The organism is Pseudomonas sp. GW822-FHT02G04, from assembly GCF_058802085.1.
This window is the reverse complement of record NZ_JBXANU010000017.1, coordinates 15,043-35,453: the sequence shown is the minus strand read 5'-3', so window position 1 is coordinate 35,453 and position 20,411 is coordinate 15,043. Positions and strand designations below refer to the sequence as shown.

General features: G+C 59.5%; 19 protein-coding genes. 15 read left to right on the top strand and 4 right to left on the bottom strand.

What is annotated here, in order from left to right; translation table 11 throughout:
* Nucleotides 1-536 precede the first annotated feature (536 nt).
* Nucleotides 537-1,322: an outer membrane protein OmpK gene (locus tag AC1RO5_RS20240; RefSeq protein ID WP_493177214.1), complete on the top strand. Its 786-nt coding sequence runs from the start codon at nucleotides 537-539 to the stop codon at nucleotides 1,320-1,322.
* Between the two features lie 87 nt (nucleotides 1,323-1,409).
* Here AC1RO5_RS20240 and AC1RO5_RS20235 read toward each other — a convergent pair whose 3' ends face one another.
* Nucleotides 1,410-2,564: a patatin-like phospholipase family protein gene (locus AC1RO5_RS20235; RefSeq protein ID WP_493177213.1), complete on the bottom strand. Its 1,155-nt coding sequence runs from the start codon at nucleotides 2,562-2,564 to the stop codon at nucleotides 1,410-1,412.
* A gap of 35 nt (nucleotides 2,565-2,599) precedes the next feature.
* Complete coding sequence (locus AC1RO5_RS20230) at nucleotides 2,600-3,532, bottom strand: lipid A biosynthesis lauroyl acyltransferase (RefSeq protein ID WP_493177211.1); 933 nt, start codon at nucleotides 3,530-3,532, stop codon at nucleotides 2,600-2,602.
* Nucleotides 3,533-3,650: 118 nt separating this feature from the next.
* Here AC1RO5_RS20230 and minC point away from each other — a divergent pair, with 118 nt between their 5' ends.
* The 7 genes from minC to AC1RO5_RS20195 all read left to right on the top strand — a co-directional run bounded on the left by minC (nucleotide 3,651) and on the right by AC1RO5_RS20195 (nucleotide 10,584).
* Nucleotides 3,651-4,388, top strand: a complete 738-nt coding sequence (gene minC / locus AC1RO5_RS20225) for a septum site-determining protein MinC (RefSeq protein WP_026331736.1) — start codon at nucleotides 3,651-3,653, stop codon at nucleotides 4,386-4,388.
* Between the two features lie 201 nt (nucleotides 4,389-4,589).
* Nucleotides 4,590-5,402 carry a septum site-determining protein MinD gene (gene minD, locus AC1RO5_RS20220; RefSeq protein ID WP_007940844.1) on the top strand — a complete coding sequence of 271 codons (813 nt, stop codon included), beginning with the start codon at nucleotides 4,590-4,592 and terminating at the stop codon, nucleotides 5,400-5,402.
* Entirely contained in the window at nucleotides 5,402-5,656 is a 255-nt protein-coding gene (minE, locus tag AC1RO5_RS20215) for a cell division topological specificity factor MinE (RefSeq protein WP_007940845.1), read from the top strand. The genes minD and minE overlap by 1 nt, the downstream gene beginning before the upstream one ends.
* A gap of 91 nt (nucleotides 5,657-5,747) precedes the next feature.
* Nucleotides 5,748-6,383 carry an RluA family pseudouridine synthase gene (locus AC1RO5_RS20210; protein ID WP_007940846.1) on the top strand — a complete coding sequence of 212 codons (636 nt, stop codon included), beginning with the start codon at nucleotides 5,748-5,750 and terminating at the stop codon, nucleotides 6,381-6,383.
* 273 nt (nucleotides 6,384-6,656) lie between these two features.
* Nucleotides 6,657-7,946 carry a M18 family aminopeptidase gene (locus AC1RO5_RS20205; protein ID WP_493177210.1) on the top strand — a complete coding sequence of 430 codons (1,290 nt, stop codon included), beginning with the start codon at nucleotides 6,657-6,659 and terminating at the stop codon, nucleotides 7,944-7,946.
* Between the two features lie 248 nt (nucleotides 7,947-8,194).
* Nucleotides 8,195-8,371: a hypothetical protein gene (locus AC1RO5_RS20200; RefSeq protein WP_008005668.1), complete on the top strand. Its 177-nt coding sequence runs from the start codon at nucleotides 8,195-8,197 to the stop codon at nucleotides 8,369-8,371.
* A gap of 77 nt (nucleotides 8,372-8,448) precedes the next feature.
* Nucleotides 8,449-10,584, top strand: coding sequence for a mechanosensitive ion channel family protein (locus tag AC1RO5_RS20195; RefSeq protein ID WP_493177208.1), 2,136 nt, complete (start codon nucleotides 8,449-8,451; stop codon nucleotides 10,582-10,584).
* A 111-nt stretch (nucleotides 10,585-10,695) separates the two neighbouring features.
* Here AC1RO5_RS20195 and AC1RO5_RS20190 read toward each other — a convergent pair whose 3' ends face one another.
* Nucleotides 10,696-11,409, bottom strand: a complete 714-nt coding sequence (locus AC1RO5_RS20190; RefSeq protein WP_493177206.1) for a UTRA domain-containing protein — start codon at nucleotides 11,407-11,409, stop codon at nucleotides 10,696-10,698.
* A gap of 351 nt (nucleotides 11,410-11,760) precedes the next feature.
* Here AC1RO5_RS20190 and AC1RO5_RS20185 point away from each other — a divergent pair, with 351 nt between their 5' ends.
* From AC1RO5_RS20185 to AC1RO5_RS20160, 6 genes are all read left to right on the top strand, one after another.
* A complete protein-coding gene (locus tag AC1RO5_RS20185; protein WP_493177204.1) occupies nucleotides 11,761-12,828 on the top strand; it encodes an ABC transporter substrate-binding protein in 1,068 nt (355 codons plus the stop codon).
* Nucleotides 12,829-12,984: 156 nt separating this feature from the next.
* The gene (locus AC1RO5_RS20180; RefSeq protein ID WP_493177203.1) at nucleotides 12,985-13,791 is read left to right on the top strand and encodes an alkaline phosphatase family protein; all 807 of its coding nucleotides are present in this window, start codon (nucleotides 12,985-12,987) and stop codon (nucleotides 13,789-13,791) included.
* A 5-nt stretch (nucleotides 13,792-13,796) separates the two neighbouring features.
* Nucleotides 13,797-14,633 (top strand): ABC transporter permease, encoded by an 837-nt coding sequence (locus AC1RO5_RS20175; RefSeq protein WP_162130330.1) that lies wholly within the window; start codon nucleotides 13,797-13,799, stop codon nucleotides 14,631-14,633.
* Nucleotides 14,620-15,420 carry an ABC transporter permease gene (locus AC1RO5_RS20170; RefSeq protein WP_018925174.1) on the top strand — a complete coding sequence of 267 codons (801 nt, stop codon included), beginning with the start codon at nucleotides 14,620-14,622 and terminating at the stop codon, nucleotides 15,418-15,420. Before AC1RO5_RS20175 ends, AC1RO5_RS20170 begins: the two co-directional genes overlap by 14 nt.
* The gene (locus AC1RO5_RS20165; RefSeq protein WP_138866072.1) at nucleotides 15,417-16,406 is read left to right on the top strand and encodes an ABC transporter ATP-binding protein; all 990 of its coding nucleotides are present in this window, start codon (nucleotides 15,417-15,419) and stop codon (nucleotides 16,404-16,406) included. The genes AC1RO5_RS20170 and AC1RO5_RS20165 overlap by 4 nt, the downstream gene beginning before the upstream one ends.
* Before the next feature lie 34 nt (nucleotides 16,407-16,440).
* Nucleotides 16,441-17,094 carry an HAD family hydrolase gene (locus AC1RO5_RS20160; RefSeq protein ID WP_493177201.1) on the top strand — a complete coding sequence of 218 codons (654 nt, stop codon included), beginning with the start codon at nucleotides 16,441-16,443 and terminating at the stop codon, nucleotides 17,092-17,094.
* 100 nt (nucleotides 17,095-17,194) lie between these two features.
* On the opposite strand, the gene AC1RO5_RS20155 is transcribed toward AC1RO5_RS20160, so the two are convergent.
* On the bottom strand, nucleotides 17,195-18,157 hold the full coding sequence (locus AC1RO5_RS20155; RefSeq protein WP_493177200.1) for a zinc-binding dehydrogenase: 963 nt from the start codon (nucleotides 18,155-18,157) through the stop codon (nucleotides 17,195-17,197).
* 140 nt (nucleotides 18,158-18,297) lie between these two features.
* Between AC1RO5_RS20155 and AC1RO5_RS20150 the strand changes: the two genes are divergently transcribed.
* Nucleotides 18,298-20,379, top strand: coding sequence for a carboxy terminal-processing peptidase (locus AC1RO5_RS20150; protein WP_493177199.1), 2,082 nt, complete (start codon nucleotides 18,298-18,300; stop codon nucleotides 20,377-20,379).
* The last annotated feature ends 32 nt before the right edge of the window (nucleotides 20,380-20,411 follow it).

Below are 20,411 nucleotides of genomic sequence, written 5' to 3'. Positions count from 1 at the left end.
AAGCAGTCGCAAAACCTGCTGACAGGCTATGGCTGGGGAAATACCGGGGCCGCTTCGCGACCCAACGGGGGCGAGCCCCCTCGCCACAAAACAATAAAAACAAGAGGGAGCAACAGATGATTCGTACCCAGACAAGTCTGTCGTTCAGCGATGCCGGGCTGACCGCCCATAACTGTGCCCCTCACCTGTCGCCAGTGCTCTGTTGCGGGGCACTTGAGACCTGGCCAAGGAGTCAGTATTCTCCGCGGCCGCCCGAATCCGGTCTAAAAAAAAGCCCGGATTTAATTCCTGACCAGAAAGCCAACTTACCCCGGCTCTGGGCAGTATCAAGGCATTCAAAAATGACGCTCGATCGACTGTTTTCGAACAGCCGAACGGGCGTTCTTTGGCTTTTTGAAAGCCTTGGCTCAGCTCTTGCTAACAGCACCAAAGCTGACCGCATGGATGATTTTTTACAGCAGCAAGAAAAGGCGCCACACCAGAGCGCCGACCTTAGAAAGATAACGTGGAACCACCTACTTTTTGGGAGCAACCGAATGAAACGTACGTGCACCAGCCTGATGCTCGCGGGATCCTTGCTGGCCGGGGGCCAGGCAATGGCCGGCGACTTGCTGCAATGGCAGAACAACAGCCTGACCTACCTCTATGGCAAGGACTTCCAGGTCAACCCGCGCATTCAGCAAACCGTCACTTTCGAGCACGCCGATGCATGGAAATACGGCGACAACTTCGTGTTCGTCGACAAGATTTTCTACAACGGCAAGGACGACCCCGGCGTCGGTTCGAACACCTACTACGGCGAAATCAGCCCACGCTTGTCGTTTGGCAAAATCTTCGACCAAAAACTGGAGTTCGGTCCGGTCAAGGACGTGCTGCTGGCCATGACGTACGAGTTCGGTGAAGGCGATACCGAGTCTTACCTGATCGGTCCGGGTTTCGACCTGGCGATTCCTGGTTTCGACTACTTCCAGCTGAACTTCTACCAGCGTCACACCGAAGGCAGCCGCCCTGGTGATAACGTCTGGCAGATCACCCCGGTCTGGTCCTACACCATTCCCGTGGGCGATTCGAACATCCTGATCGATGGCTTCATGGACTGGGTGGTCGACAACGACCAGAACAGCAAAGGCACCTACCACGCCAACCTGCACTTCAACCCGCAGATCAAATACGACCTGGGTAAAGCGTTGAACATTGGCGAGAAGCAGTTGTATGTGGGTGTCGAGTACGACTACTGGTCGGACAAGTACGGGATCAAGGACAGCCAGTACTTCAAGACCGATCAGAGCAACACGAGCTTGCTGGTGAAGTTCCACTTCTGATTTAAAGTCAAAAGATCGCAGGCTTCGCCAGATCCTACGGACGTGCGCATCCGGGGTAGGAGCTGCCGCAGGCTGCGATCTTTTGCTTTATGACAACCCCAGAAACCGGCACAGCTCATCGCGCTTGGCCAACGCATCGCGCCGCCCCAGATCAATCAATTCGCTGCAATACCCCGCCTCGAACAGCAGATAACTCAGCACCCCCGCCCCGCTGGTCTTGGTCGCCCCCGGCCCGCGTAAAAACAGGCGCAAGGCTGCCGGCAGTTCCTGGCGATGCCGCGCGGCAATTTCATCGATCGGCTGACTCGGTGAAATCACCAACACATCCACTGGCGCCGCTCCCAATGCACGACTCGAGATGCCGTCGGGCAGCAGATGGCTGAACTGGTTCAGACGCTGCAATAACTCGATGTCACTTTCCAGGCTGTCAATGAACGTACTGTTGAGCAGGTGTCCACCGACTTGCGCCAGGGTCGGCTGCTGACCGGTGTAGGCGCGTTGCAGTGGTTGTTGCGGATCAACCCCGCGCGGATTGCCGCTGACGCCCACCACCAGCACGCGACTGGCGCCCAGGTGCAGCGCCGGGCTGATCGGTGCCGATTGACGCACCGCGCCATCGCCGAAATATTCTTCGCCAATTTTTACGGGTGCGAACAGCAATGGAATCGCGGAACTGGCCAGCAGATGGTCGACGCTCAGCTGGGTCGGTACGCCGATCCGCCGATGGCGCAACCAGGATTCGATGGTGCCGCCGCCCTGATAAAACGTGACCGCCTGACCGGACTCATAGCCGAACGCCGTAACCGCTACGGCCCGCAATTGCTTTTGCGCAATCGCTTCGGCAATCCCGGGCATGTGCAGTTTGTGATTGAGCAAACGGCGCAGCGGCGAACTGTTGAGCAGGGCCACCGGCACCGGCGAGCCAATGCCCATCAGGTTGTGACTGACAAAACGGGTGGCCTGATGAATCACCCCAGGCCAATCACTGCGTAATACCAGATGGCTGCGAAAACCTTGCCAGAAAGCCGTCAGACGCTCGATCGCGCCACGAAAATCCATCGCCCCACTGGCCAGGCTGACCGCATTGATCGCGCCGGCCGAGGTGCCGACGATCACCGGAAACGGATTCGCCGCCCCCATTGGCAGCAGCTCGGCAATCGCCGCCAGCACGCCTACCTGATAGGCCGCGCGAGCCCCACCGCCGGAAAGAATCAACCCTGTAACCGGTTCAGCAGGACTCATTGCAACACTCCATGGTGCTTAAAGGGATCGGTGACTCAACCGCGTTTGGCGTACAGCTTCGGCTCACCCGGTGGACGGCTCTTGAAGCGGCGATGCGCCCAAAGGTATTGCTCCGGACATTCGCGCAACGCGCCTTCCACCCACTGGTTGATCCGAATGCAATCGGCCTCTTCCGTCTCGCCGGGAAAGCCTTCGAGCGGGGCATGAATCACCAGACGGTAACCGCTGCCGTCAGCCAGGCGCTCCTGGGTGAACGGCACCACCAGCGCCTTGCCCAGCCGTGCGAATTTGCTGGTGGCGGTGACGGTCGCCGCCTGAATCCCGAACAGCGGCACGAAGATACTTTGCTTGGCGCCGTAATCCTGATCCGGTGCGTACCAGATCGCTCGCCCTGCCCGTAGCAGTTTGAGCATGCCGCGCACGTCGTCGCGCTCCACCGCCAGCGAGTCGAGGTTGTGCCGCTCGCGGCCACGGCGCTGGACGAAGTCGAACAGCGGATTCTTGTGTTCGCGGTACATGCCATCGATGGTGTGCTGCTGACCGAGCAACGCCGCGCCGATCTCCAGCGTGGTGAAATGCACGGCCATCAGAATCACGCCCTTGCCGTCCGCCTGGGCCTGTTTCAAATGTTCCAGGCCTTCGACATGGGCCAGTTTCGCCAGACGCTTGCGCGACCACCACCAGCTCATGGCCATCTCGAAGAAGGCGATCCCGGTGGACGCGAAGTTTTGCTTGAGCAGGCGCTTGCGCTCGGCAGCGGTCTTTTCAGGGAAACACAGCTCAAGATTGCGCTTGGCAATGCGCCGTCGGTCGCCGGCCACTCGGTACATCAATGCACCCAGGGCGCGACCAATCGCCAGCAACGCCGGATATGGCAACTGCACAATCAGCCACAACAGCCCCAGGCCACACCACAGCGGCCAGAAACGCGGAGAAAGAAATGCTGTTCGAAATCGCGGGCGTTCCATTAAAGGTTCCGGAAAGTTAATGGCCGCGCATTCTACATCGTTCGACCCGGCTTGCGGCCTGCGGGCGTTCTCGTTATAAGTCTCGGCACTTTTAGTGACAAGCCGTTGTATGCCGACCATGAGCCAAACCGAACCGCTAGACCAAGATCCCGTGTTCCAGTTGAAGGGCAGCATGCTGGCCATTACGGTGCTGGAACTGGCCCGTAACGACCTCGAGAACCTTGATCGGCAACTGGCCGCCAAGGTCGCCCAGGCGCCCAACTTCTTCAGTAATGCGCCGCTGGTACTGGCCCTGGACAAACTCCCGGCCAGCGAAGGCTCGGTCGACCTGCCGGGATTGATGCGCATCTGCCGCCAGCATGGCCTGCGCACCCTGGCGATCCGTGCCAGCCGCATCGAAGACATCGCAGCGGCCATTGCGGTCGATCTGCCAGTGCTGCCGCCGTCCGGCGCGCGGGAACGCCCGCTCGACCCGCTCGAAGGCGTCGTAGCGAAAAAACCGGAAAAACCACCGGAGCCGACCATCAAACCGACAAAAATCATCACGTCGCCAGTACGTGGTGGCCAGCAGATTTATGCCCAGGGCAGCGATCTGGTGGTGATTTCGTCGGTCAGCCCGGGGGCGGAACTTCTCGCCGACGGGAATATCCATGTATACGGCGCGATGCGCGGTCGTGTGTTGGCCGGCGTCAAAGGCGACACGAAAGCCAGGATTTTCTGTCAGCAAATGACCGCTGAACTGGTCTCCATCGCCGGTCACTACAAGGTTTCCGAAGACCTGCGTCGCGATCCATTGTGGGGCGCAGGTGTACAAGTCAGCCTGTCGGGTGACGTGTTGAACATCATTCGGCTTTAACGGATACTGCCGCATTTTCCAAGCATCTCTAAAACGTAGCGAAAACGGCTCAAACGAAGTAGGAAAAAGGCTAAAAGCAGTGTTTACCGGGGGTAAATACCGCTCAGAACCGGATTCCAGCCAAGGCTGTCCGACTGCAGTAGTTTTTCAAGAGATGTTTTTCAGGGGCTAAACGTCCTTTTTCCTTAGGGGTAAAACACCTTGGCCAAGATTCTCGTGGTTACATCCGGCAAGGGTGGTGTGGGTAAGACCACCACCAGCGCCGCTATCGGTACCGGCCTCGCTCTGCGTGGTCACAAAACAGTTATCGTCGACTTCGACGTCGGCTTGCGTAACCTCGACCTGATCATGGGTTGCGAGCGCCGCGTGGTGTATGACTTCGTCAACGTGGTAAACGGCGAAGCCAACCTGCAACAGGCCCTGATCAAAGACAAGCGCCTGGAAAACCTCTACGTGCTGGCCGCCAGTCAGACCCGCGACAAAGACGCGCTGACCCAGGAAGGCGTAGAAAAAGTCCTGATGCAGTTGAAAGAAGACTTCGAATTCGTGGTCTGCGACTCGCCGGCCGGTATCGAGAAAGGTGCCCACCTGGCCATGTACTTCGCTGATGAAGCGATCGTCGTGACCAACCCGGAAGTCTCCTCCGTACGTGACTCGGACCGCATGCTGGGCCTGTTGGCCAGCAAGTCCCGTCGCGCCGAAAACGGCGAAGACCCGATCAAGGAACACCTGTTGCTGACCCGCTACAACCCTACTCGCGTCGTCAACGGCGAAATGCTCGGCGTCGAAGACGTCAAGGAAATCCTCGCGGTGACCCTGCTGGGCGTGATTCCGGAATCGCAAGCCGTCCTCAAGGCCTCCAACCAGGGCGTGCCGGTGATTCTCGACGACCAGAGCGACGCCGGCCAGGCGTACAGCGATGCGGTCGATCGTCTGTTGGGCAAGACCGTGGACCATCGTTTCCTCGATGTCGAGAAGAAGGGATTCTTCGAGCGACTTTTTGGAGGTAGGTAATGAACCTTTTTGACTTCTTTCGTGCCAACAAAAAGCCCAGTACCGCCTCGGTAGCGAAAGAGCGTCTACAGATCATCGTGGCGCATGAACGCGGCCAACGCAGTACGCCGGACTACTTGCCAGCCTTGCAGAAGGAACTGGTGGAAGTGATCCGCAAGTACGTCAATATCGGGTCCGATGACGTGCACGTCGCTCTGGAAAACCAGGGCAGCTGCTCGATTCTGGAACTCAATATCACCCTGCCCGATCGCTGAGTCGATCCGGCGGGAGCCACGGCGGCTCAGGGCCCTTCCATGACTGGAGGGGGCCTGAGTCGCCGTTGGCGTTTGTTACGAGGCTGTTTTAATGCCGCTGTCCAACATCCGCATCATCCATCAGGACGCCGCCGTACTGGTGGTGGACAAACCGACCCTGTTGCTCTCCGTCCCCGGACGGGCCGATGACAACAAGGACTGCCTGATTACGCGCCTGCAAGAAAACGGCTACCCGGAAGCGCGAATTGTCCATCGGCTGGACTGGGAAACCTCCGGCATCATTCTGCTGGCCCGTGACCCGGACACTCATCGCGAGCTGTCTCGGCAATTTCACGACCGCGAAACCGAAAAGGCCTACACCGCCCTGTGCTGGGGACAACCGGAACTGGACAGTGGCAGCATCGACTTGCCCCTGCGCTACGATCCGCCGACCAAGCCACGTCATGTGGTGGACCACGAGTTCGGCAAGCATGCCCTGACCTTCTGGCGTGTACTGGAGCGTTGTGGCGATTGGTGCCGCGTCGAGCTTACGCCGATCACCGGCCGCTCCCACCAATTGCGCGTGCACATGCTCTCCATCGGCCACCCGCTGCTGGGTGACGGGCTCTACGCCCATCCGCAAGCCCTGGCTGCCTGGCCACGCCTGTGCCTGCACGCGAGCATGCTGAGTTTCACTCATCCGCAAAGCGGCGAACGCCTGCGCTTCGAGTGCCCGGCACCGTTCTAACGGTGGCGAACAGGCTTCTATGGCGAGGGGGCTGTTGTGGTGAGAGAGCTTCTGTGGCGAGGGAGCTTGCTCCCGCTGGAGTGCGGAGCGCTCCCAAAACCAGCGACCGTATTCTGTCGGGCACACCGCGCAAACTGGATTTGCGGCCGCTACGCAACCGAGCGGGAGCAAGCTCCCTCGCCACATTGAATCTCACGCGCCGCCAACATCAGGCCCGCCGCACTTTGCGCTTTCAATACGTTAAACTGGCGCCACTGCTGTCTGGAGCTTCTTATGCGCGAAGAGTTGAACCAAGGCCTGATCGACTTCCTCAAGGCCTCCCCTACCCCGTTCCATGCCACCGCCAGCCTTGTCCAGCGCCTGGAAGCGGCCGGTTTTGTGCGCCTCGACGAGCGCGAGCCGTGGACCACCGAAGCCAATGGCCGTTACTACGTCACCCGTAACGACTCTTCGATCGTCGCGGTAAAAATGGGCCGTCACTCGCCGCTGCACGGCGGCATCCGCCTGGTCGGCGCGCACACCGACAGCCCGTGTCTGCGGGTCAAACCCCAGCCGGAACTGCAACGCCAGGGCTTCTGGCAACTGGGCGTCGAAGTCTATGGCGGTGCACTGCTGGCGCCGTGGTTCGACCGCGATCTGTCCCTGGCCGGCCGCGTGACCTTCCGCCGCGATGGCAAGGTCGAGAGCCAGTTGATCGACTTCAAGGCACCGATCGCGATCATTCCGAACCTGGCCATTCACCTCAACCGTGAAGCCAACATGGGCTGGGCGATCAATGCCCAGACCGAGCTGCCGCCGATTCTCGCGCAATTCGCCGGTGACGAACGCGTGGACTTCCGCGCCGTGCTCACCGATCAGCTGGCCCGCGAACATGGCCTGAACGCCGACGTAGTGCTCGATTACGAGCTGAGTTTCTACGACACCCAAAGTGCTGCGGTCATCGGCCTGCATGGCGATTTCATCGCGGGCGCGCGCCTGGACAACCTGTTGTCGTGCTACGCCGGCCTGCAAGCATTGCTGACGACCGAAACCGACGAAACCTGCGTACTGGTCTGCAACGATCACGAAGAAGTCGGTTCCTGCTCGGCCTGTGGCGCCGACGGTCCGATGCTTGAGCAAACCCTGCGTCGTCTGTTGCCCGAAGGGGATGAATTCGTACGGACCATTCAGAAATCCCTGCTGGTCTCGGCCGATAACGCCCACGGTGTACACCCGAACTACGCCGACAAGCACGACGCCAACCACGGCCCGAAACTCAACGCCGGCCCGGTAATCAAGGTCAACAGCAACCAGCGCTACGCCACCAATAGCGAAACCGCCGGGTTCTTCCGTCATTTGTGCATGGCCGAAGAAGTGCCGGTGCAGAGCTTCGTGGTGCGCAGCGACATGGGCTGCGGCTCGACCATCGGCCCGATCACCGCCAGCCACCTGGGCGTGCGCACCGTGGACATCGGCCTGCCGACGTTCGCCATGCACTCGATCCGCGAGCTGTGCGGCAGCCATGACCTGGCACACCTGGTCAAAGTGCTGAGCGCGTTTTACGCCTGCCAGGAATTGCCATAACCCTTGTGATTAAAAGGCAACTTTTGTGGCGAGGGAGCTTGCTCCCGCTCGGCTGCGAAGCAGTCGTAACTTGGCAAACTCGGTCTGGCTGATTAGCCGATGTTGCTTTGTTTTGGGGCTGCTTCGCAGCCCAACGGGAGCAAGCTCCCTCGCCACAATGATCTTGCGATCCATTCCTGCCACACATCACCAACGCCCGCCCGAAAGCCGCCTAGACTTGCAGTAACCCCTCCGACAAGGCTGTCACCATGATCTCGATGTCTTCGTTTCACGCCATGCTGATCCCGATTCTTTCCGGGATGATCATGCTGGCCATCGGTTTCAACTTTCGCGACAAAAACGCCGGCGTGTTCGCGATGTGGGTCGGCATGCTGATGATCCTCGCCACCGTGATCTACAAGATCCTCGCCAAACTCAACGAATAAATCCTCGCGCCCGACTCGCATTGATTTTGACGGGCTCGTACACTCGGCCGATTCGCTCATCCGAGGTTGACCGCCTAGTGTTCGCTCGTCTTTTTGCCCTGCCGTGTTTGTTCCTTGTCTGCCTGATGACGCTGCTGCCGATGGCGCCTGCCCAGGCGGTCGGCTTGCCGGGGCTGCTCAACGGCTCGGCGAAAACCCAGCCGGAAGCCCAAGCGCCACTGGGACAATCGCTGGACGAAGTCATCAAATCGCTGGAAAACGATCAGCAGCGGACCAAACTCCTGGCGGACCTGAAGAAGCTGCACGACGTCACCAAAAAAGCCCAACCGACCACCGAAGAAGGCGTGCTGGGCCTGATCGGCGGCACCCTGGCCAGTTTCGAAAAGCAATTTTCCGGCGCCGACAGCCCCCTCACACGCTGGTCGGAAGAAGTCGACCAGGCCAAGGATGAACTGGTGGCACTCATGCTGCCGGCCAATGAATGGCTGCCGATCATCTTTGCCTTCGCCATGATCCTGATGGTCTGGAGCCTGCTGGCCGCCGCCCTGATCTGGCTCGGCCACCGGGTGCGCATGCGCTTCGGTCTCACCGAAGAACTGCCGCAACACCCCAAGGCGCTGGATATGCTGCGCTTTGCCTTGCGCAAACTCGGGCCGTGGATGATCGCCTTGGTCATGACGGTTTACATGACCTACGCCCTGCCCTCGTCATTGGGTAAAAGCCTGGCCATGGTGCTGGCCTATGCGCTGGTGGTCGGTACCTGTTTCTCGGCGATCTGCGTGATCGCGTTTTCTCTGCTCGATGGCCCGCATCGCCACCGCGCCTTGTACATCCTGCGGCATCAGGCCTTTCGCCCGTTGTGGCTGATCGGCAGTTTCGCCGCCTTCGGTGAAGCCCTGAACGACCCGCGCCTGATCGCCAGCCTCGGCAGCCACCTGGCCCACACGGCGGCGACGTTCGCCAACGTGCTGGCGGCGATTTTCACAGGTTTTTTCATTCTGCGTTTCCGCCGACCTATCGCACACCTGATCCGCAACCAGCCGCTGTCCCGGCGCCTGACCCGTCGCGCCTTGAGCGACACGATCGAAATCCTCGGGACCTTTTGGTATCTGCCAGCGCTGGTGCTGGTGGGCATCTCGCTGTTCGCCACCTTCGTCTCCGCCGGCGACACCAGCACCGCGTTGCGTCAGTCGCTGATCTGCACCGTGTTGCTGGTGTTGTGCATGGTCATCAACGGGCTGGTGCGCCGTCATGCACTCAAGCCACAACGCGGCCCCAAGCGCCATGCTCTGTATTCGGATCGCCTGAAAAGCTTCTTCTACACCCTCGCCCATCTTGTGGTGTGGCTGGCGTTCATCGAACTCGGCCTGCGGGTCTGGAGCATGTCGCTGATCCGCTTCACCGAAGGCGAAGGCCATGAAATCAGCGTCAAACTGTTCAGCCTCGGTGGCACGCTGATTTTTGCCTGGCTGATCTGGATCCTCAGCGACACCGCCGTGCATCACGCCCTCACCCGCTCACGCAAAGGCCTGGCCAACGCCCGCGCGCAGACGATGATGCCGCTGATCCGCAACGTGCTGTTCGTGGCGATTTTCATCATTGCGCTGATCGTCGCCCTGGCGAACATGGGCATGAACGTCACGCCGCTGCTGGCCGGCGCCGGTGTGATCGGCCTGGCCATCGGTTTCGGTGCGCAATCGCTGGTGGCCGACTTGATCACCGGGCTGTTCATCATCATCGAAGACTCCCTGGCCATCGACGACTACGTGGACGTCGGCGGTCACTTGGGCACGGTCGAAGGCCTGACCATCCGCACCGTGCGTCTGCGGGATATCGACGGTATCGTCCACACCATCCCGTTCAGCGAAATCAAAAGCATCAAGAACTACTCCCGGGAATTCGGTTACGCGATCTTCCGGGTGGCGGTGCCCTCGAACATGGACATCGACGAGGCGATCAAGCTGATGCGCGACGTCGGCCAGAAAATGCGCACCGACCCGCTGCAACGGCGAAACATCTGGTCGCCGCTGGAGATTCAGGGGGTCGAAAGTTTCGAGTCCGGCAATGCGATTCTTCGCGCGCGCTTCAAGACCGCGCCGATCAAGCAATGGGAAGTGTCCCGGGCGTTCAACCTGTCGCTCAAGCGGCATCTGGATGAGGCCGGGCTGGATCTGGCGACGCCGCGCATGAGTGTGCAGGTCGCCAAGGAATAATGCTCTTGTAGGAGCGAGGCTTGCCCGCGAAGACGGACTATTGGCCAACATCAATGTTGAATGTCAGTCCCTCTTCGCGGGCAAGCCTCGCTCCTACGGAAGATCAAAATCTTAGAGCACATCTACACCAACATGAATCGCATCATGACGCCAAAACTCCAGGTCACAATCGATCAGCCGCTGATGCTGATCGTAGTTGACCCGGGCAATCCGCAACCCCGGGCTGCCCACCGACACCCGTAAAGCCGCCGCGGCGTCCACCGACAACGCGGTCGGCACGATCTCGAAGCGTACCCGCCCGTAGTGCAAGTCGTAATGCCGCGCATACAGTTCGGTCATCGACTGATTCAGATCGAAATCCAGAATCCCCGGAAAATACTGCGGGTTCAGGTAGTGCTCCACATACAGCACCAATCGCCCGTCAATCCGTCGCGAACGGCAGATCTGGATCACGCTCGACAGCGCTGGCAGCTGCAGCCAGGCACACACCGCCGCTGACGCCGGTTGCAAACGCGCGGAAATCACCTCGGTGGACGGCACCCGCCCCTGGGCGCTGACCATCGCGTGAAAGTGGCTGCGTTGCATCAGGTTATAAGCCAGCCGTGGTGGCGACACGAACCAGCCACGCCGCTCTTCGCGATAAATCTGGCCCTGTGCCTCCAACTGCAACAACGCCTCACGCACGGTAATCCGCGTGGTACCGAACAACTCACTGAGCTTGCGCTCGGCCGGTAACTTGCTCCCGGGCGCCAACAGGCCGTGGTCGAGCTGTTCTTGCAGAACCTGCCCGATCGCTGTCACCGCTTTGGTTGTCTCGATGCGCATCAACGTTACCTATCTGGACTAGACCAGCACTGATTCAGGGCAGAACCGCGATTGAAACCGGGCTCCATCAACTGCCTGCAAGCCTAGGCACTGCAGATGACTGACAGATGACAAAGCCGCCGAACGGTTGCTTCAGACACCTGCAATTTCATGGCCAAGTCCCTTTCATATCAGCCCTTTAGCCATGGTCTACGCTTATCTCGCACCCCGCGTATCCGAGCGCAGGAAATTCAGGCCGACCGGTCGTCGACATCAAAATGTCATCCAGGACGCCTAAATTGGCTCAGGTATTGCTGACCTAGACCAACACAACCGCAATCGCAGCGTTGAAAACGCCCAAAGGAGCTTCGGATGAAACAGTTTTTCCTGGCATCACTGTTAGGCTCGACCATTGCCCTGTGCACTGCCGCCATGGCGGCGGATACCGATCTGAAAACACTCGAAGCCGCTGCGAAAGCGGAAGGCGCAGTCAACAGCGTCGGCATGCCCGATGACTGGGCCAACTGGAAAGGCACCTGGGAAGACCTGGCCAAGAAATACGGCCTGAAACACATCGACACCGACATGAGCTCGGCCCAGGAAATCGCCAAGTTCGCCGCCGAAAAAGACAACGCCACAGCCGACATCGGCGACGTCGGTGCCGCCTTCGGCCCGATCGCGGTCAAGCAAGGCGTGGTGCAACCTTACAAGCCGAGTACTTGGGCACAGGTTCCGGACTGGGCCAAGGACAAGGACGGTAACTGGGCACTGGCCTACACCGGCTCCATCGCGTTCATCATCAATAAAAAGCTGCTGCACGGTTCCGCAGCGCCGACCAAATGGGCCGACCTCAAGAGTGGCAAGTACAAAGTCTCCATCGGTGACGTAAGCACTGCGGCTCAAGCGGCCAACGGTGTACTGGCCGCCGCCCTTGCCAATGGCGGTGACGAGAAAAACATTCAGCCAGCCCTGTTGCTGTTCGCTGACATCGCCAAGCAGGGCCGCCTGTCCATGGCTAACCCGACGATCGCCACCATGGAAAAGGGTGAAATCGAAGTCGGTGTGGTCTGGGACTTCAACGGCCTGAGCTACAAGGCCAAGATGGCGAATCCGGATGACTACACCGTGCTGATTCCATCCGATGGCTCGGTGATTTCCGGCTACACCACCATCATCAACAAATACGCCAAGAACCCGAACGCCGCCAAGCTGGCCCGCGAATACATCTTCAGCGACGCTGGCCAGATCAACCTGGCAAAAGGCAACGCCCGTCCGATTCGCGCCGAGCATTTGACTCTGCCGGAAGAGGTCAAGGCCAAACTGCTGCCTAACGAGCAGTACAAAAAGGTTACGCCGATCAAAGACGCGGATGCGTGGGAAAAGACCTCCAAGTCGCTGCCTCAGAAGTGGCAGGAAGAAGTCATCATCAATATGCCGTAACGCATTGGGGATCTGATAGAGATCCACTGTAGGAGCGAGGCTTGCCCGCGAAAAGGGACTGACATTCAACATTGATGTTGTCTGACAGGCCGCCTTCGCGAGCAAGCTTCACTCCTACAGGTTTGACGATATTCACTGTTTTCGCGGAGTCCCCCCATGAAGCACAACGTCATCCTTGTCGTGCTCGACGGCCTCAATTACGAAGTCGCGCGCCACGCCATGGGGCATCTGCAGGCTTACGTTGGCGCAGGACGCGCGGCGCTCTACAAACTGGAATGCGCACTGCCGGCCCTGTCCCGACCGCTTTACGAATGCATCCTGACCGGCGTTAAGCCGATCGACAGCGGCATCGTTCACAACAACGTCTCGCGCCTGTCCAACCAGCGCAGCATCTACCATTACGCCACCGACGCTGGTCTGAAAACCGCCGCCGCGGCCTATCACTGGGTCAGCGAGTTGTATAACCGTTCGCCGTTCGTAGCTGCCCGGGACCGTCACACCGACGACCCGAAACTGCCGATCCAGCACGGTCACTTCTACTGGAGCGACCACTATCCGGACTCGCACTTGTTTGCCGACGCAGAAAACCTGCGCCTGCGCCATGCGCCGAACTTTCTGTTGGTTCACCCCATGAACATCGACGACGCCGGGCACAAGCACGGCCTCGACACCCCGCAATACCGCAACAGCGCCCGCTCGGCGGACGTCATCCTCGCTGACTACCTGCAAGGCTGGCTCGACGCCGGATACCAGGTGCTGGTGACCGCCGACCACGGCATGAACAACGACCGCTCGCACAACGGCCTGCTGCCTGAAGAACGCGAAGTACCGCTGTTCGTCCTCGGCGATGCCTTCAGCTTCAGCCAAAGCGCAGCACCGAAACAAACCGAACTGTGCGGCACCGTCTGCGAACTGCTGGGCGTGCCCCACGACAAACCTGTGTGCCGGGAGCTGCTCAAGTGAATGCCATGACCCGCGGTAAATGGCTGGCCGCTCTGTGCCTGGTGCCCTTCGCTATTTTCTTCTTCGTGTTCGAGATCGCCCCGCTGCTCTGGGTGATGATCAACAGCCTGCAATCGGAAGAGTTCGGTTGGGGCCTGGCCAACTTCAGCAAAATCTTCAACTCGAAGTTCTATTTGCAGGCGATCCAGTACAGCCTTGAGATCAGTTTCTGGTCCAGCGTATTCGGCATCATCATTGCCGTACTCGGCGCCTATTCCCTGCGCCGGGTCGACTCGAAACTGCGCAACTTCGTGAATGCCTTCGCCAACATGACCAGCAACTTCGCCGGTGTGCCCCTGGCCTTCGCGTTCATCATCTTGCTGGGGTTCAACGGCACCTTCACCATCATGCTGAAACAGGCCGGAATCATTCAGGATTTCAACCTGTACTCGAAAACCGGGCTGATCATTCTCTATACCTACTTCCAGATTCCTCTGGGCGTGCTGCTGCTCTACCCGGCCTTCGATGCCCTGCGCGAAGACTGGCGTGAATCCGCCGCTTTGCTGGGGGCCAATGGCTGGCAGTTCTGGCGGCACATCGGTCTGCCGGTGTTGACCCCGGCGCTGCTGGGCACGTTCGTGATTCTGTTGGCCAATGCGCTCGGCGCGTATGCCACGGTCTACGCGCTGACCACCGGCAACTTCAACGTGTTGCCGATCCGTATCGCGGCGATGGTGTCCGGCGACATTTCCCTCGACCCGAACCTCGCCAGTGCGTTGGCCGTGGTGCTGGTGGCGTTGATGACCCTGGTGACCATCGTGCATCAGCTGCTGTTGAAGAGGAGCTACCATGTCTCGCGCTGAACTGGGGCCCGTCGGTGTCTACCACCGGGTCATTGTGTATTTGCTGTTTGCCATTCTGTTGTTGCCGCTGCTCGGAACCCTGATCTACTCGATCGCCAGCAGTTGGTCGGCGACGATTATGCCCAGCGGCTTTACCTTCAAATGGTACATCCAGCTGTGGAGCGATCCGCGCTTTCTCGATGCATTCGGTCAGTCGTTACTGGTTTGTATCGGCTCGCTGATTCTGTCGGTGGTGCTGATTCTGCCGCTGCTGTTCGTGGTGCATTACCACTTCCCGAAGCTCGATGCGCTGATGAACATCCTGATTCTGCTGCCCTTCGCGGTGCCGCCGGTGGTGTCGTCGGTGGGGCTGTTGCAGCTCTATGGTTCGGGGCCGTTCGCGATGGTGGGTACGCCGTGGATTCTGATCGGTTGCTACTTCACCGTGGCGCTGCCGTTCATGTACCGGGCGATTACCAACAACCTGCAAGCGATCAACCTGCGCGACCTGATGGATGCCGCACAACTGCTCGGCGCCAGCACTTGGCAAGCAGCCTTCCTGGTGGTGTTGCCGAACCTGCGCAAGGGGCTGATGGTGGCGTTGCTGCTGTCCTTCTCGTTCCTGTTCGGTGAATTCGTGTTCGCCAACATCCTCGTCGGCACCCGCTACGAAACGCTGCAGGTCTACCTCAACAACATGCGTAACAGCAGCGGCCACTTCACCAGCGCGCTGGTGATTTCCTACTTCTTTTTTGTGCTGGTTCTGACCTGGGTGGCCAATATCTTGAACAAGGACAAAAGCGAATGAGCTATGTGAGCGTCCAACATCTTCAAAAAGATTACTCGGGCACCACCGTATTCAGTGACATCAACTGCGAAATCAAGAAAGGCGAATTCGTCACCCTGCTCGGCCCGTCCGGTTGCGGCAAGTCCACGCTGCTGCGTTGCATCGCCGGCCTGACCTCGGTGGACGGTGGCCAGATTCTGCTGGAAGGTCACGACCTCGTCCCGCTGAGCCCGCAGAAACGCGGAATCGGCATGGTGTTCCAGAGTTATGCGCTGTTTCCGAACATGACCGTGGAGCAGAACGTCGCCTTCGGTTTGCGTATGCAGAAGGTCAACGCCGACGACAGCCAAAAACGCGTCGCCGAAGTGCTGAGACTGGTAGAGCTCAATGACTTCGCCGCCCGCTACCCGCATCAACTGTCCGGCGGCCAGTGCCAGCGTGTTGCCCTGGCTCGCTCGCTGGTGACCCGGCCTCGGCTGCTGTTGCTGGATGAACCGCTGTCGGCACTCGATGCGCGGATTCGCAAGCACTTGCGCGAACAGATCCGTCAGATCCAGCGCGAACTCGGCCTGACCACGATCTTCGTCACTCACGATCAGGAAGAAGCCCTGACCATGTCTGATCGAATCTTCCTGATGAATCAGGGAAAGATCGTACAAAGCGGAGATGCCGAAACCCTCTACACCGCGCCAGTCGACGTGTTTGCCGCAGGCTTCATCGGCAACTACAACCTGCTGGACGCCGACAGTGCCAGCAAACTGCTGCAACGGCCGATCACCCACCGCATCGCGATCCGCCCGGAGGCCATTGAGCTGAGCCTGAACGGCGAACTCGACGCCCAGGTGCGCAGCCACAGCCTGTTGGGCAACGTGATTCGCTATCGGGTGGAAGCTCGGGGGGTGGAATTGGTGGTCGATGTGCTGAACCGTTCGGCGTCCGACCTGCATCCCGATGGTCAGCGCCTGGCACTTTCCATCGATCCGACAGCCCTGTGTGAGGTAGCCTGATGACCTTGCTGATGTTGAAGAGAGAACCGCACTGATGGCCCTGGCAATTTTTGATCTGGACGAAACCCTGATCCATGGCGACTGCGCCTCGCTGTGGAGCGAACAGATGGCCCGCCTCGGCTGGGTCGACCGCGAATCCTTCTTGCGTCGCGACAAGGAATTGATGGATGCGTACGGCAGGGGCCACCTGGCCATGGAAGACTACATGGCCTTCAGCCTGGAGCCGCTGATCGGTCGCACGCCGCAAGAGGTCGAGCACTTGGTGGCGCCCTGGGTGGAGGACTTCATCGAGCCGATCATCTTCAGCGACGCCACCAAAACCATCGCCGCCCACCGCAAGGCCGGTGACCGGATCCTGGTGATCTCGGCCTCGGGCACGCATTTGGTCAAGCCGATTGCCGACCGTCTGGGCATCGACGAGATTCTCGGCATCGAGCTGGAAGTGGCGCACAGGGTGTACAGCGGCAACACGGTTGGCACCCTGACCTACCGCGAAGGCAAGATCACCCGACTGCTGGAATGGCTGGACGCCGAAGAGGAAAACCTTGAAGGCGCGAGTTTCTACTCGGATTCACGCAACGATTTGCCGCTGCTGCTGAAGGTGGATTTCCCGCATGTGGTAAACCCCGATCCGGTATTGCTCGAACACGCCGAAAAAGCCGGCTGGCCGATCCATATCTGGAAATAACCAGATCCCTTGTGTTGATCGTTCCCACGCTCCGCGTCCCAGAAGCGGACGCAGAGCGTCCATTGAGGCATTCCCACGCAGAGCGTGGGAACGATCATCCCTAAACCAGGCTGTCGTCGATCACCAGCACCAGCTTGCCCGACACCTGATTGGTCGCCAGCTCCGCAAACGCCGCTTCGGCATCCTCGATCGCAAACGTTCTGGCCAGTTGCGGGCTCAAACGCCCTTCGGCAAACAGCGGCCAGACGTGCTGGCTGAGATCGCTGAACAAATCGGCCTTGAACTGCTCATCGCGATTGCGCAGGGTCGAACCCAGCAGTTGCACGCGCTTGGCCAACACTTGCGCCAGATCCAGCTGCGCCTCACGACCGCCCATCAAACCAATCAACACCCAACGGCCATCACGAGCCAGCAGCTTGAGGTTCAGCGCCGCATAGTTGCCGCCCACCGGATCCAGAATCACGTCGAACGGGCCCAGATCGTTCAGACTCTCCAGATCCTTGTTGCGCACCACTCCACCCTGGGCACCCAGTGCTTCACAGTAGGCCAGACGATCCTCGGAGCCGACGCTGACCCAGCACGGGTTGCCAAATGCCTTGCACAGCTGAATGGCAGCTGAACCGATTCCACTTGCTCCGGCGTGCAGAAGAACTTTCTCACCTGGTTTGAGCGCAGCCAGTTGAAACAAATTCAGCCAAACCGTCGCATACACTTCCGGCAACGCCGCGGCCTCGGCCAGGGACAAACCTTCGGGAACCGGCAACACATGCCGTCCGTCGACAACTACCTCTTCGGCCATCCCCCCCCCGGCCAGCAAGGCGCAAACCCGATCGCCGACTTGCCAGGACGAGCCCGGGCCGACCTCGCTGATCACCCCCGAACACTCAAGACCCAGTGCTTGACTGGCTCCCGGCGGTGGCGGATACAGGCCTGCTTTCTGTAACAAATCGGCTCGATTGAGTCCCGCAGCCGCCACTCGGATACGAACTTGTCCTACATCGCACGTAGGACTCGGCTCCTCAACCCACTCCACTCGCCCTTCAACGCCTTGCAATGCTTTCACAGTGCCTCCATAGTGAGTCTGGACTGAGCCCGAAGCTGTAGCGCCGGGCTTTCTTGCATTATGCGACCGGCCCTTGTGGGAACCGGCGACTTCAAAGACGGCCTAATATGCGTGATCAATTGTCCCCGCGTCGAATCAGCATGAAGCATTTTTTCCCCAGCACCGCCCTCGCTCTTGTCATTGGTTTCGGTCTTTTGCCGATGTCGAGCAATTCGTTCGCAGCCAACAGCTGGGACAAGCTTCAGCCCGATCGCGACGAAGTCATCGCCAGTCTGAACGTCGTCGAATTGCTCAAGCGCCACCACTACAGCAAGCCGCCGCTCGACGATGCGCGCTCCGCGATCATCTACGACAGCTACCTCAAGCTGCTGGATCCATCGCGCAGCTACTTCATGGCCAGTGACATTGCCGAATTCGACAAATGGAAAACCCAGTTTGACGACTTCCTCAAGAGCGGCGACCTGAACGCCGGGTTCACCATGTACAAGCGCTATCTGGACCGCGTCAAGGCGCGTCTGGACTTTGCCCTTGCCGAGCTGAACAAGGGCGTCGACAAAATCGACTTCACCACCAAGGAAACCTTGCTGATCGACCGCAAGGATGCCCCTTGGCTCAAGACCACCGCCGAGCTCGACGACCTGTGGCGCAAGCGCGTCAAGGACGAAGTGCTGCGGATGAAGATCTCCGGCAAAGAGCCGAAGCAGATTCAGGAAACCCTGACCAAGCGTTACAAGAATCAGCTGGCGCGTCTGGACCAGACCCGCGCGGAAGATATCTTCCAGGCGTACATCAACACCTTCGCCATGTCCTACGACCCGCACACCAACTATCTGTCGCCGGATAACGCGGAGAACTTCGACATCAACATGAGCCTGTCCCTGGAGGGCATCGGCGCCGTGTTGCAGAGCGATAACGACCAGGTCAAAGTCGTGCGCCTGGTGCCTGCCGGCCCGGCCGACAAGACCAAGCTAGTGGCACCGGCCGACAAGATCATCGGCGTGGCCCAGGGCAACAAAGAGATGGTCGACGTGGTCGGCTGGCGCCTGGACGAAGTGGTCAAACTGATTCGTGGGCCGAAAGGCACCGTGGTGCGCCTGGAAGTGATCCCGGCCAGCAATGCGCCGAACGACCAGACCAGCAAGATCGTGCCGATCACCCGTGAAGCGGTGAAACTCGAAGATCAGGCGGTGAAGAAGTCGGTCCTCAACCTCAAGCAGGATGGCAAGGACTATAAGCTCGGCATCATCGAGATCCCGGCCTTCTACCTGGACTTCAAGGCCTTCCGTGCCGGCGATCCGGACTACAAGAGCACCACCCGCGACGTCAAGAAGCTGCTGACCGAACTGCAGAAAGACAAGGTCGACGGCGTGGTCATCGACCTGCGCAACAACGGCGGCGGCTCCTTGCAGGAAGCCACCGAGCTGACCAGCCTGTTCATCGACAAAGGTCCGACCGTGCTGGTGCGTAACGCCGACGGCCGGGTCGATGTACTGGAAGATGAAAACCCGGGCGCGTTCTACAAAGGCCCGATGGCGTTGCTGGTCAACCGTTTGTCTGCCTCGGCGTCTGAGATCTTCGCTGGCGCAATGCAGGACTACCACCGCGCACTGATCATCGGCGGCCAGACCTTCGGCAAAGGCACCGTGCAGACCATTCAGCCGCTGAACCATGGCGAACTGAAACTGACCCTGGCCAAGTTCTACCGGGTTTCCGGTCAGAGCACCCAGCATCAGGGTGTACTGCCGGACATCGATTACCCGTCGATCATCGACACCAAGGAAATCGGCGAAAGCGCCCTGCCGGAAGCCATGCCGTGGGACACCATCCGTGCTGCCATCAAGCCGGCGGTCGACCCGTTCAAACCGTACATTACGCAGCTCAAGTCCGAGCATGATATGCGCTCGGCCAAAGACGCGGAGTTCGTGTTCATCCGCGACAAACTGGCCCTGGCCCAGAAGCTGATGGCCGAAAAAACCGTCAGCCTCAATGAAGCCGACCGTCGTGCACAACACGCTGATATCGAAGCCAAGCAACTGGCCATGGAAAACATCCGTCGCAAGGCCAAGGGTGAAGAGCCGCTCAAAGAGCTGAAGAAAGAAGACGAAGATGCCATCGCGGCCGAGCCGGACAAGACCAAGCCAGAAGACGACGCCTACCTGAGCGAGACCGGGCGGATTCTGCTGGATTACTTGAAACTCAACACCGCGGTCGCCAAGCACTAAGTGGTTACATCAAGATGATGGCAATTTAATGC